This window comes from Methylobacterium ajmalii, assembly GCF_036448855.1.
Lineage (GTDB): Bacteria > Pseudomonadota > Alphaproteobacteria > Rhizobiales > Beijerinckiaceae > Methylobacterium > Methylobacterium ajmalii.
The window spans coordinates 1-12367 of sequence record NZ_JAZFXT010000043.1 but is presented as its reverse complement, the minus strand read 5'-3'; the positions used below and the strand labels follow the sequence as shown (position 1 = coordinate 12367).

The following is a 12367-nucleotide window of genomic DNA, read 5'->3' as shown; positions in this document are numbered from 1 at the left end:
AGGCTGGTGCGGTTCACCTGGCTTCAACTTTGTTGCGCGATGACGCGGCGCAACATCGCGCAGCATTCGTCGAGGTCGGCGAGCCCGATCGATTCGTCGGGCCGGTGCGCCTCGGCGATGCGGCCGGGCCCGCAGATGATCGACGGGATGCCGGCGGCCTGGAACAGGCCGGCCTCGGTGCCGTAGCTCACCGCCCCGAGGGCGGCGTGGCCCGACCACGCCTCGGCGAGGCTCCGCAAGGGCGCGTCGTCGGGGAGATCGAGGGCGGGATAGGCCGACAAGACCTCGCTCTCGACCGCGACCTCGCGGCCGGCCGCCCGCAACGGGTGGACCAGGCCGGCGACCCGGGCGAGGAGCGCGTCGTGGATCGTCATCGGGTCGGTGCCCGGCACCGCGCGGGCCTCCCAGTCGATCCGGCAGGTATCGGGCACGACGTTGACGCCGGTGCCGCCGGCGATGACCCCGACCTGCAGGGTCGAGGAGGCCGGCGTGAACATGTCGTGGAACGGGCCCCGCGCGACGAAATCCTCGTGCAGGCCGCGTACCAGCCCGACGAGGTCGGCGGCGAGGTGCACGGCGTTGTCGGCGAGATCCGGCCGCGAGGAATGGCCGGCGCGCCCCCGCACCGTGAGGCGCCCGGCCACCTTGCCCTTGTGGCGCAGGACCGGGCGCATCTCCGAGGGCTCGCCGACGAGGCAGGCGGTGGGGGTGGCGCAGAGCTCGGGCAGCCGGGCGATCATGTGGCGCACGCCGACGCAGCCGACCTCCTCGTCGTAGGACAGGGCGAGGTGGATCGGCCGGGCGAGCGGCGCCCGCACCATCTCGGGCACGAGCGCCAGCAGGCAGGCGACGAAGCCCTTCATGTCGACGGCGCCGCGCCCGACCAGGCGGTCGCCGACCTGCCGCAGGGCGAAGGGGTCGCCGGTCCAGCCCTCGCCCGCCGGCACCACGTCGAGATGGCCCGACAGGACGATCCCCGGCACGTCGCGCGGGCCGATCGTCGCGAACAGGTTGGCGCGGTCGCCCTCCGGCCCCGGCAGAATCGCCGCCTCGACGCCGTGGCGGGCGAGGTGGTCGCGCACCAGCGCGACGATCGCGCCGTTCGGCGTGCGGCACACCGAGGGGATCGCCACGAGGGCGGACAGGAGGGCGGCGGCGTCGGACATCGGGCTCTCGCGGATCGGCTGACTGCCCGAATCATACTGCCGGAGCGCCGCGGCGCCCCGGTCGAAGGCGGGGAGCGGCACCGCAGAAGCTGCCGCCGGAGACGCTCCGGACGGCATGAAGGCACGGTTGGATCGCGGCGAGAGCCCGGGTCCGGCCCGTGTCGCCGGAAGCAGCGGCTGCGAACAATTCGGATTGTTGACAATCCTACGAAGATGGTGCTGATTGTTTGTGCCGAACGGATCATGCCCAAAATTTCGGCGGTGCAGCATGGCGCCATCGCACCGCGAAACGGACGGCGCCGCCAGACAACGCCACCGCCAAGCCAAGCCCGAGGGGAAGACGATGTCGCAGCTGGACGCAGACGCCTTTGAGACCATGAGCCCCGCCGACCGCGGCCGCGTCCTCGACGGCCTGCGCCGGGGAGCGTCGCGGCGCGACATCCTGGGCCTGCTCGGCTCGGCCGGCATGGGCGTTCTCGCCGGCGGCACGGTGTTCGGCAGCGCCACGAAGGCGCTGGCCCAGACGCCGAAGCGCGGCGGCAACATCCGGGTCTGCACCTATACCAGCTCGACCTCCGACACGCTCGACCCGGCCAAGCAGTCGAACGCGAGCGACTACGTCCGCTGCAACTTCTTCTACAACAAGCTCGTCCGCATCGACCAGACCGGCGCCCCGGGCCCGGAGCTGGCCGAGAGCTACGACAGCCCCGACGCCAAGACCTGGACCTTCAAGATCCGCAAGGGCGTGACCTTCCACGACGGCAAGGCGCTGACGGTGGAGGACGTAGTCTTCTCGCTCAAGCGTCACCTCGACCCGGCGGTCGGCTCCAAGGCCAACACGCTGGCCAAGCAGATGACCGCGATCGAGGCCGCGGGCCCGAACGAGGTGCGCATCGTGCTCAGCGGCGCCAACGCCGACTGGCCGACCATCCTCGGCACCGCCCACTTCCACATCGTCCAGGCCGGGACGACCGACTTCTCGAAGGGCATCGGCACCGGCCCGTTCAAGTGCAAGGAATTCACCCCGGGCGTACGCACGATGGCGGTGCGCAACGGCGACTACTGGCGCCAGCCCGGCCCGTTCCTCGACAGCATCGAGTTCTTCGGCCTGCCCGACGAGCAGTCGCGGGTGAACGCCCTCATGTCCGGCGACGTGCAGATCGCCGCGGTGATCAACCCGCGCTCGCTGCGGGTGATCGAGAGCATGGGCGGCTTCGGCGTGCTGGAGACCAAGGCCGGCCTCTACACCAACCTGATCGCCCGCCTCGATGAGGGCCCGGGCGCCAACCCGGACTTCGTGCTCGGCATGAAGTACCTGCTCAACCGCACCCAGATGCGCAGCGCGGTCTTCCGCGGCTACGCCGAGGTCGCCAACGACCACCCGATCCCGTCCTCGAACCGCTACCACGCCGCCGACATCCCGCAGCGGCCCTACGACCCCGAGAAGGCCAAGTTCCACTTCAACAAGGCCGGGGTGCTCGGCTCGACCATCCCGCTCGTCGCCTCGCCGGCGGCCGACGCCTCGGTCGAGATGGCGGTGCTGATGCAGCAGGACGCCAAGAAGCTCGGCCTCAACATCGACGTCCAGCGGGTGCCGTCGGACGGCTACTGGTCGAACTACTGGATGAAGAGCCCGCTCTGCTTCGGCAACATCAACCCGCGCCCGACCGCCGACCTGCTGTTCAGCCTGTTCTTCAAGTCGGATGCGGCCTGGAACGAGTCGCGCTGGAAGAACGAGAAGTTCGACCAGCTCATCGTCGCCGCCCGGGCCGAGCGAGACGAGGCCAAGCGCAAGCAGATGTACCACGACGCGCAGGTGCTGGTGCACGACGAGGCCGGCATCGGCATCCCGGCCTTCATCAGCAACATCGATTGCTACTCCAGCAAGATCAAGGGCCTGCACCCGATCCCGACCGGCGGCCTGATGGGCTACACCTTCGGCGAGTACGCCTGGCTCGACGCCTGATCTCTCGCCGCGCGGGGACGGGGCACGTCCCCGTCCCCCGCATCCTTCCAGGCCCAGCCCCGGGGGCGCGGCGCGTCGAGGGCGCCGGCCGCGCGGCGTCGCGGTCCCGCGGCGCCGAACCTGCACCGAAACCTGCAACGACAAGCCCGCCCGGGAGGGCCGGCCATCCAAGGATCAGGGAGGGCGCATGAGCCGCCGCATGTTGACGATGATCGCGGGCCGCGTGCTCGTCGCCGCCGCGACGCTGCTCTTCGTCTCGGTGGTCGTGTTCGGGGCGACCCAGCTCCTGCCGGGCGACGTCGCCCAGGCGATCCTGGGCCAGAGCGCGACCCCGGAGGCGGTGGCGGGCCTGCGCCAGGCGCTCGGCCTCGACGCCCCGGCGCTCCAGCGCTTCGCCACCTGGCTCGGCGGCCTTCTCACCGGCAATGCCGGCACCTCGCTGGTCAGCCGCCAGCCGGTCGGCGACCTGATCTGGGCCCGGCTGTCGAGCTCGCTCATCCTCGCCGGCATCGTGACGGCGATCTCGGTGCCGGTGGCGCTGACCCTCGGCATCACGGCGGCGGTCTGGCGCGGCTCGGCCTACGACCGGGCGGTCGGCATCCTGACGATCGCGGCGGTGTCGGTGCCCGAATTCCTGGTCGCCACCCTGGCGGTGCTGGTCTTCGCCGTCCACCTGCACTGGCTGCCCGCCCTCTCCTTCGTGCCGCGCTCGGCCACCCCGCTGGAATTCCTGCGCGCCGTGGCGATGCCGGTAATGAGCCTGTCCTTCGTGGTGATCACCCAGATGGTGCGGATGACCCGCGCCGCCGTGATCGAGGCGATGAAGGCGCCCTACGTCGAGATGGCGGCGCTCAAGGGCGCGAGCCCGGCTCGGGTGGTGCTGCGCCACGTCCTGCCGAACACGGTCGGCGCCATCGCCAACGCGGTCGCGCTCAGCCTGTCCTACCTGCTCGGCGGCGTCATCATCGTCGAGACGATCTTCAACTATCCGGGCATCGCCAAGCTGATGGTCGACAGCGTGTCGATGCGCGACATGCCGGTGGTGCAGGCCTGCGCCATCGTGTTCTGCGCCGTCTACCTGCTGCTGGTGACCACCGCCGACATCGTCGCCATCCTGTCCAACCCGAGGCTGCGCCATGCGTGACCAGAACCTTGGCCTCGGCGAGACCGTGCCGGAGATCGCCCCGGCGGCCCCGCGGCTGCGCCTGCGGCTCTCCCCCACGGCGTGCCTGGGTGCCGGCATCGTGCTGGCCGGCATCGCGATGGCCATCTTGGGCCAGGTGCTGAGCCCCCACGATGCCGGCGCGATCGTCGACACCGACGTGTTCGGGCCGATGAGCCCCGCCTTCCCCCTCGGCACCGACTATCTCGGCCGCGACATGCTGAGCCGGATCCTGCTCGGCGCCCGCTACACGGTCGGCATCGCGGCGCTCGCCACCGCGCTCGCCTGCACCGCCGGCATCGGGCTCGGCCTGTTCGCCGCGGTGGTCGGCGGCTGGACCGACAGCGCGCTCAGCCGGCTCCTCGACGCGCTGACCTCGATCCCCTCGAAGATGCTGGCGCTGGTGCTGATCGCCGGCCTCGGCTCGTCGCTGCCGATCCTGGTGCTGACCATGGCGTTCATCTACGTGCCGGGCTGCTACCGGATCACCCGGGCGCTCGCCGTCAACATCGCGGCCGAGGATTTCGTGCTCGCCGCGAAGGCCCGCGGCGAGGGCCGCGGCTACATCATGCTGCGCGAGGTGATGCCCAACATGGTCGGGCCGCTCGCCACCGATTTCGGCCTGCGCTTCGTCTTCGTGGTGCTGCTGCTCTCGAGCCTGTCATTCCTCGGGCTCGGCGTGCAGCCGCCCTACGCCGATTGGGGCTCGCTGGTGCGCGAGAACGTGGCGGGCCTGAGCTACGGCGCCCCGGCGGTGGTGATGCCGGCTATCGCCATCGCGATCCTGACCATCGGGGTGAACCTCCTGGTCGACAACCTGCCCGGCCGGGCGAGAGCGGGAGGGCGCTGATCATGGCGCACGCGCACAAGAGCGGCACCGTCCGGGTCGAGGCCCTGAAGGTCGCGGCCAAGGCCGATGACGGCCGCGAGACGACGATCGTCCACGAGGTCGGGTTCGAGATCGCCCGCGGCGAGGTCCTGGCGCTGATCGGCGAATCGGGCTCGGGCAAGACCACGATCGCGCTCGCCATGATGGGCTATGCCCGCAAGGGCTGCGCCATCCGCGGCGGCAGCGTCGACGTGTTCGGGACGCAGGTCCTGGCCTCGTCGCCCTCCGAGCTGCGGGCGCTTCGCGGCAACCGCATCGCCTACATCGCCCAGTCGGCCGCGGCCTCGTTCAACCCCGCCCGCACCATCATGGCGCAGGTGATCGAGAGCGCGCTGATCCACGGCTCGCTCACGGCGGAGGCCGCCACCGCCAAGGCCAAGACCCTGTTTGCCGAGCTCGCCCTGCCGAACCCGGACACGATCGGCGACCGCTACCCCCATCAGGTCTCGGGCGGGCAGCTCCAGCGGCTGCTCGCCGCCATGGCGCTCCTCAACGATCCCGACCTCGTGATCTTCGACGAGCCGACCACGGCGCTCGACGTGACGACCCAGATCGAGGTGCTGGTCTCGTTCAAGGCGGCGATCCGCGAGCGCGGCATCACCGGCATCTACGTCAGCCACGACCTCGCGGTGGTGGCCCAGATCGCCGACCGGATCGCGGTCCTGCGCCACGGGCGCCTCGCCGAGATCGGCGCCGTCGAGCAGATGGTGAGCGCGCCGGCCCACCCCTATACCCGCCAGCTCATCGCGGCCGCCTCCCCGGTCAAGCGCAAGGGCGCGGAGGCTGCTCCAGAGACCGGCGAGGCCCCGGTGCTGGCCGCCACCGGCATCACCGCCGGCTACGGCCCGGCCGGGGCCGACGGCCTGCCGCGGGTCAAGATCCTGCACGACGTCGGCTTCTCGCTGCGCCGCGGCGAGACCCTGGGGATCATCGGCGAATCGGGCTCGGGCAAGAGCACGCTGGCGCGCGTCGTCTCCGGCATCGTGCCGGCCGCCCGCGGCGAGGTCCGGCTCGACGGCAAGGTCCTGGCCCCGGCGCTCGGCCGGCGCGACCGCGAGACCCTGCGGCGGATCCAGATCGTGTTCCAGAACGCCGACACGGTGCTGAACCCGGCCCAGAGCATCGCCCAGATCCTGGAGCGGCCGCTGGCCTTCTACCACCGCCTCGGCGCCGCGGCCCGCCGCCAGCGGCTGATGCAGCTCCTCGACCAGGTCCGCCTGCCCCGCAGCGTCGCCGAGCGGCGACCGGGCGAACTCTCCGGCGGCCAGAAGCAGCGCATCAACCTCGCCCGCGCGCTCGCCGCCGAGCCCGACGTGATCCTGTGCGACGAGGTGACCTCGGCGCTGGACACCGTCGTCGGCGAGGCGGTGCTCGACCTCCTGGTCGAGATCCAGCGCGACCTCAACGTGGCCTACGTCTTCATCAGCCACGACCTCGGGGTGATCCGGTCGATCAGCGATGCCGTCATGGTTCTCCAGCACGGCCGCGTGGTCGAGGCCGGCCCGACCGAGGCGCTGCTCGCCGATCCGAAGGAGCCCTATACGCGGCTGCTGCTGTCCTCGGTGCCGGAATTGCGGACGGGGTGGCTCGACGAGGTGTGCGCCGGGCGCGGGGCGGCGGCGTAGCGCGCCTTCTTCGCAGAAGGCGATCTGTCCCAAGACAAAGCAAGCGCGGGTCTCCCCCTCTCCCCGCGGGCGGGGAGAGGGTCGCTTGCACCTTGTCGTGCAAGCGACAAGCGCAGGCGAAGCCGGAGCGAGGGTGAGGGGGTCTCGACGAGGGAGACTTCCCCGGCCTCACCTTCGCCCTGCGGGCTCCCTTCACCCCGACAAGGGGGGGGTGAAGGCCCTCCCCGCCCGCGGGGAGAGGGGGAGACCCGCGGTCCTGACGGTCAGTCGCGCATCACACGCCCGGGCTGTTCACCAGATCCCTCCCCCCATCGATTCTGCCGCCCCGCCCCGTCCAAACCCGCTCCCCGCGCGGTGCCGCCCGCCCATCTCGGCAAAAAATCCCGCGGCCCCCCGGGCATCCTGCAACTCACGCCGCCCCGGAGCCTCTGAGCCATGCGCCCCAATTCCTTGATCGAGCTCGACCGCGACCACCTCATCCACCCGGTGATCTCGTGGAAGGGCCACGAGGCGCGCGGCGCCACGGTGCTGCAATCGGCCCAGGGCGCGACGCTCACCGACGCGGAAGGCCACACCCTGCTCGACGGCTTCTCGGGCCTGTGGTGCGTCAATGTCGGCTACGGCCACGAGTCGATCGTGGAAGTCGCGGCCGAGCAGATGCGCCGGCTGCCCTACGCCACCGGCTACTTCCACTTCTCGAGCGAGCCGGCGATCCGGCTGGCCGCGCGCCTCGCCGAACTGGCGCCGGGCGACCTCAACCACGTCTACTTCACGCTCGGCGGCTCGGACGCGGTCGATTCGGCGGTGCGGTTCATCCGCTACTACTACAACGTCACCGGCCGGCCGACGAAGAAGCATATGATCGCCCTGGAGCGGGGCTATCACGGCTCCTCGACCGTCGGCGCCGGGCTGACCGCGATTCAGTCCTTCCACGACAACTTCGACGCGCCGACGACCCTCCAGCACCACATCCCCTCGCCCTATCCCTACCGCAACCCGGCCGGCGACGACGACGCGGCGGTGATCGCCTCATCGGTCGCGGCGCTGAAGGCCAAGGTCGAGGAACTGGGCGCGGAGAACGTCGCGGCGTTCTTCGCCGAGCCGGTCCAGGGCTCGGGCGGCGTGATTGTGCCGCCGGACGGCTGGCTGAAGGCGATGCGGGAGGCCGCGCGCGAGCTCGACATCCTGTTCGTCGCCGACGAGGTCATCACCGGCTTCGGCCGCACCGGCCCGCTCTTCGGCTGCGAGCATGACGGCGTGGTGCCGGACCTGATGACCACCGCCAAGGGCCTGACCTCGGGCTACAGCCCGATGGGCGCGGTGCTGATGTCGGACCGGATCTATCGCGCCATCGCGGATCATGCGCCGGCCGGCAAGCCGATCGGCCACGGCTTCACCTACTCGGCCCATCCGGTCAGCGCCGCGGTCGGCCTTGAGGTGCTGCGCCTCTACACCGAAGGCGGCATCCTGGAGAACGGCCGCCGGGCGGGCGAGCGCTTCACCGCGGGCCTCGAGCGCCTCGCCGACCATCCCCTCGTCGGCGACGTGCGGGTGCGGGGCTTGCTCGCCGGCGTCGAGCTCGTCATGAACAAAGAGAAGCGCACCAAGCCCTCGGCCGATCTCGGCATCTCGGGCCACCTCGCCCGGTTCGGCTACAGGAACGGCGTGATCTTCCGCGCCTTCGCCGACGACATCGTCGGCTTCGCGCCGCCGCTCTGCTGCACGGACGAGGACATCGACACCCTGCTCGCCCGCTTCGAGCAGACGCTGAACGACGTCCTCGACGTCGCCGACGTGCGCGCCGCGCTGGCGTGAGAGGACGTTTCGCCATGACGACCAAGACTCAGCCCTACCGCATCGCGGTCATCCCCGGCGACGGCATCGGCAAGGAAGTCGTGCCCGAGGGCGTCCGCATCCTCGAGGCCGCCGCGGAGAAGTTCGGCTTTCGCCTCGACCTCCAGCATCACGCCTTCGGCTCCTGCGACTACTACGCCGAGCACGGCACGATGCTGCCGGCGAACTGGAAGGAAGTCCTGACGCCGACCGATGCGATCTTCTTCGGCGCCGTCGGCTGGCCGGCCACCGTGCCGGACCACGTCTCGCTCTGGGGCTCGCTCCTGCAGTTCCGGCGCGAGTTCGACCAGTACGTCAACCTGCGCCCCGTCCGGCTGATGCCGGGCGTGCCCTGCCCGCTCGCCGGCCGCGAGCCCGGCGACATCGACTTCTACGTCGTGCGCGAGAACACCGAGGGCGAGTATTCCTCGGTCGGCGGCACGATGTATCCGGGCACCGAGCGGGAGATCGTGATCCAGGAGACGGTGATGAGCCGTCACGGCGTCGACCGGATCCTGAAATTCGCCTTCGACCTGGCGCAAAGCCGACCGAAGAAGCACCTGACCTCGGCCACCAAGTCGAACGGCATCGCCATCACGATGCCGTACTGGGACCAGCGGGTCGAGGCGATGGGCGAGCGCTATCCCGACGTGCGCCGCGACAAGTACCACATCGACATCCTCACCGCCCATTTCGTGCTGAACCCGGACCGGTTCGACGTGGTGGTCGGCTCCAACCTCTTCGGCGACATCCTGTCGGATCTCGGGCCCGCCTGCACCGGCACGATCGGCATCGCGCCGTCCGCCAACATCAACCCGGAGGGGCGCTTCCCCTCGCTGTTCGAGCCGGTCCACGGCTCGGCGCCGGACATCGCCGGCCAAGGCATCGCCAACCCGATCGGCCAGATCTGGACCGCCGCGATGATGCTGGAACACCTCGGCGAGGTGGACGCGGCGAACGCCATCGTGGCGGCGATCGAGACGGCGCTCCGCGAGCCGGCGTCGCGCACCCGCGACCTCAAGGGCACGGCCACGACCCGCGAGGCGGCCGACGCAGTGCTGCGGGCTTTTGCTGCGGCGTGACGAATGTGGTGGGCCGGCGGCGTTGGCGTGCGGCCCATCACGCTCGGGAGCCTGTATGACATCGTCATACAGCGTGATACGATGAGGTGTGGAACGGAGGCGCCTCGGTGAGACGTAGCAAGCCAGTCACCGTCACTCTGGGCGAGATGCAGGAGAAGGTGGAGGCGCGCGTCCGATCGGGGGCTTACACATCGGTCAGCGAGGTTGTGCGAGCAGGTTTGCGCGCCCTCGATCGGGAAGAAGCGGCGCTCGACGCCATGCTCCGGCAGAAGGTGCAGGAAGCTCTGAACGATCCAAGCCCTCCCATTCCCGCCGACCGTGTGTTCGAGGAGTTGCGTGCGTATCATGCAGAACGCCTGAAGACCGTCGGCCGTGACACGTGAGATCGTTTTTCACCGGTTCGCTCGCGCCGATCTGTTCGACATCTATGATTATATCGTACGACAGAGCGGACCAGTGCGCGCGGGCGACTATCTGGGCCGTATCGAGAAGGCCTGCAACGGCCTCAAGGATTTTCCCGAGCAGGGAACGCTGCGAAACGACATGGCCGCCGGAATACGGACATGGGCGATCGAGCGCAGAGTCCTGATCGTTTATCGCCTGCCACAAGGACAGATCGAGATTTTGCGCGTCCTCTACGCCGGCCGTGATTTTAAAGCCAGCCAAGTCCCGCACTGATTCAACGGCCCAGCCGGCATGGACTCGCGGCTTGACCCAGGGTTATGATCGGCAACCTTAGAAAGCCCGAGCACCGCAAGGCCATCGGCGCATCTGAGATCTGGATGGCGGTGCGCTGCACGTCCGGTCCAACGGATCGATCACGACAGGGCCAGATCCGAGGTCGCCCGTGCAGATATTATCCATCATCGCTCATCCACGGCAAACCAGCTTCTGTCATGCGCTCTCGGAGGCGGCACGGCGCGCCCTCGCAGGCAGCGGTCATGACGTCGTCCATCACGACCTGTACGCCGAGGGTTTCGATCCATGCCTAAAGGCGGAAGAGGCCTACAGCATCGGGGACGACCTCGAAGCGGCGCTGTCATGCGGGACCGATCCGGTGATGCTGCGATACAGGCGCGAGATCGCCGAAGCCGACGGGCTGCTGATCGTTCACCCGAACTGGTGGGGCAAGCCTCCGGCGATCCTGTCGGGCTGGCTCGACCGGGTTCTGGTACCAGGCGTGGCCTACCGCCTGACTACTGCGGACGGATTGCCCCAAGGCCTCCTGTCGATCCGGACGGCGCTTATTCTCAATACGTCCGACACGCCCGAAGAGCGGGAGCGGGCGGATCTGGGCGATCCGCTCGAGCTGATTTGGGGACGATGCGTCCTGCCCTATTGCGGGGTGGAGCATTACGTCCGGCACGTCTTCAGGCCGGTCGTCGGAAGCTCCGACGCGCAGCGCAGAACATGGCTCTCCGACACCGAAGCGATCGGCCGCACGACCTTCTCCGAGGGACGGGAGGCATAACGCGGCCGACCCCGAGCAAGGTCCGGGGTCGGCAGGAAACCCACACCCGGACCTCGACGCCGATCGAAGAGTATTCTCAATTCGACGGGGCGCCACGCCGCTGCCCGATCGCGCTCGCCAGCATCCTGGAGAGCTGCTCGGCCGAGTAGGGCTTGTGCAGCAGCGGGAAGCCGTGGGAGCCCTCCTGGGCCAGGACGTGGCTGTAGCCGGAGGTGAGCAGCACCGGCAGGCCCGGATGGCGCCGGCGCAGGGTCTTGGCGAGCTCGATGCCGCCCATGCCGGGCATCACCACGTCGGAGAACACCGCGTCGTAGGCGGCGTCCTCGCCGAGCACGTCGAGGGCGGCCTCGGCGTTGGTGACCCAGGTGGCGACGTAGCCGAGGTCGCCGAGGATCTGCGCGGCGAAGCGGCCGACGCCGACATTGTCCTCGACGAGGAGCACCCGCTGCCCGGCCCGGGCCGGCGCCATTCCCTCGTCCGCCGGGGCCGCGTACCCGGGCTCGGCCGGGGCGGCCACCTCCGGCAGGTACAGGATGAAGGTGGAGCCTTGCCCCACCCGGCTCGTCACGTCGACGTCGCCGCCCGACTGCTTGGCGAAGCCGAACACCTGCGACAGGCCGAGACCCGTGCCCTTGCCGACCTCCTTGGTGGTGAAGAACGGCTCGAAGATCTTGTCGATCACCGCCGGGCTCATGCCGGTGCCGGTATCGGTGAGCGAGATCGCCGCGAACGGGCCCCTGGCGGCGGCGTGGCCGCGGATCTCGGGCTTCTCCGCCCCGCAGGCGACCGCCAGGGTGAGGGTTCCCTCCCCCTCCATGGCGTCGCGGGCGTTGACCGCCATGTTGATGAGCGCGGTCTCGAACTGGCTCAGGTCCGCGCGCACGAAGCAGGGCCGGTCGGGGCCCTCGGTCACCACGCGGATGCGCGCGCCCGTCACCGTGTCGAGCATGTCGGCGACGCCCTGGAGACGGGCGACGACGTCGAACACCTCGGGCGCCAGGGCCTGGCGGCGGGCGAAGGCGAGGAGCTGGCCGGTGAGCTTGGCCGCCCGGTCCACCGTGTCGGACACCGCGTCGAGGTAGCGGCGTTTCCGCGCCTCCGGCAGCTCGGGCCGGCGCAGGAAATCCACCGACGAGCGGATGATCGTGAGCAGGTTGTTGAAGTCGTGGGCGA

General features: G+C 70.0%; 11 protein-coding genes. 9 read left to right on the top strand and 2 right to left on the bottom strand.

All coding sequences use genetic code 11. From position 1 onward, the window contains the following. Positions 1–23 precede the first annotated feature (23 nt). Positions 24–1166, bottom strand: a complete 1143-nt coding sequence (argE, locus tag V3T34_RS17720; RefSeq protein ID WP_305078304.1) for an acetylornithine deacetylase — start codon at positions 1164–1166, stop codon at positions 24–26. 376 nt (positions 1167–1542) lie between these two features. Here argE and V3T34_RS17715 point away from each other — a divergent pair, with 376 nt between their 5' ends. The 9 genes from V3T34_RS17715 (at position 1543) to V3T34_RS17675 (ending at position 11194) form a co-directional block, all read left to right on the top strand. Beyond that, on the top strand, positions 1543–3132 hold the full coding sequence (locus V3T34_RS17715; protein ID WP_331369252.1) for an ABC transporter substrate-binding protein: 1590 nt from the start codon (positions 1543–1545) through the stop codon (positions 3130–3132). A gap of 187 nt (positions 3133–3319) precedes the next feature. After that, a complete protein-coding gene (locus V3T34_RS17710; RefSeq protein ID WP_060847043.1) occupies positions 3320–4276 on the top strand; it encodes an ABC transporter permease in 957 nt (318 codons plus the stop codon). After that, a complete protein-coding gene (locus V3T34_RS17705; protein WP_305078307.1) occupies positions 4269–5144 on the top strand; it encodes an ABC transporter permease in 876 nt (291 codons plus the stop codon). The genes V3T34_RS17710 and V3T34_RS17705 overlap by 8 nt, the downstream gene beginning before the upstream one ends. A gap of 2 nt (positions 5145–5146) precedes the next feature. After that, on the top strand, positions 5147–6808 hold the full coding sequence (locus tag V3T34_RS17700; protein WP_305078308.1) for an ABC transporter ATP-binding protein: 1662 nt from the start codon (positions 5147–5149) through the stop codon (positions 6806–6808). 435 nt (positions 6809–7243) lie between these two features. Continuing rightward, positions 7244–8623 carry an aminotransferase class III-fold pyridoxal phosphate-dependent enzyme gene (locus tag V3T34_RS17695; protein ID WP_305078309.1) on the top strand — a complete coding sequence of 460 codons (1380 nt, stop codon included), beginning with the start codon at positions 7244–7246 and terminating at the stop codon, positions 8621–8623. 14 nt (positions 8624–8637) lie between these two features. Next, positions 8638–9723 (top strand): tartrate dehydrogenase, encoded by a 1086-nt coding sequence (locus V3T34_RS17690; protein WP_305078310.1) that lies wholly within the window; start codon positions 8638–8640, stop codon positions 9721–9723. 107 nt (positions 9724–9830) lie between these two features. Then, positions 9831–10106, top strand: coding sequence for a type II toxin-antitoxin system ParD family antitoxin (locus tag V3T34_RS17685; RefSeq protein ID WP_082742490.1), 276 nt, complete (start codon positions 9831–9833; stop codon positions 10104–10106). After that, entirely contained in the window at positions 10096–10401 is a 306-nt protein-coding gene (locus V3T34_RS17680) for a type II toxin-antitoxin system RelE/ParE family toxin (protein ID WP_305078311.1), read from the top strand. The genes V3T34_RS17685 and V3T34_RS17680 overlap by 11 nt, the downstream gene beginning before the upstream one ends. Positions 10402–10570: 169 nt before the next feature. Next, positions 10571–11194, top strand: coding sequence for an NAD(P)H-dependent oxidoreductase (locus V3T34_RS17675; RefSeq protein ID WP_305078312.1), 624 nt, complete (start codon positions 10571–10573; stop codon positions 11192–11194). A gap of 76 nt (positions 11195–11270) precedes the next feature. On the opposite strand, the gene V3T34_RS17670 is transcribed toward V3T34_RS17675, so the two are convergent. Further along, positions 11271–12367 (bottom strand): ATP-binding protein (locus V3T34_RS17670; protein WP_305078313.1); only part of this gene is annotated, 1097 nt, incomplete at its 5' end.

Excerpts from the sequence above, each read along its gene's own strand:
- V3T34_RS17695 (WP_305078309.1), top strand. The coding sequence starts at position 7,244 with ATGCGCCCCAATTCCTTGATCGAGCTCGACCGCGACCACCTCATCCAC.
- V3T34_RS17710 (WP_060847043.1), top strand. The coding sequence starts at position 3,320 with ATGAGCCGCCGCATGTTGACGATGATCGCGGGCCGCGTGCTCGTCGCC.
- V3T34_RS17700 (WP_305078308.1), top strand. The coding sequence starts at position 5,147 with ATGGCGCACGCGCACAAGAGCGGCACCGTCCGGGTCGAGGCCCTGAAG.
- V3T34_RS17705 (WP_305078307.1), top strand. The coding sequence starts at position 4,269 with ATGCGTGACCAGAACCTTGGCCTCGGCGAGACCGTGCCGGAGATCGCC.
- V3T34_RS17715 (WP_331369252.1), top strand. The coding sequence starts at position 1,543 with ATGAGCCCCGCCGACCGCGGCCGCGTCCTCGACGGCCTGCGCCGGGGA.
- argE (WP_305078304.1), bottom strand. The coding sequence starts at position 1,166 with ATGTCCGACGCCGCCGCCCTCCTGTCCGCCCTCGTGGCGATCCCCTCG.
- V3T34_RS17690 (WP_305078310.1), top strand. The coding sequence starts at position 8,638 with ATGACGACCAAGACTCAGCCCTACCGCATCGCGGTCATCCCCGGCGAC.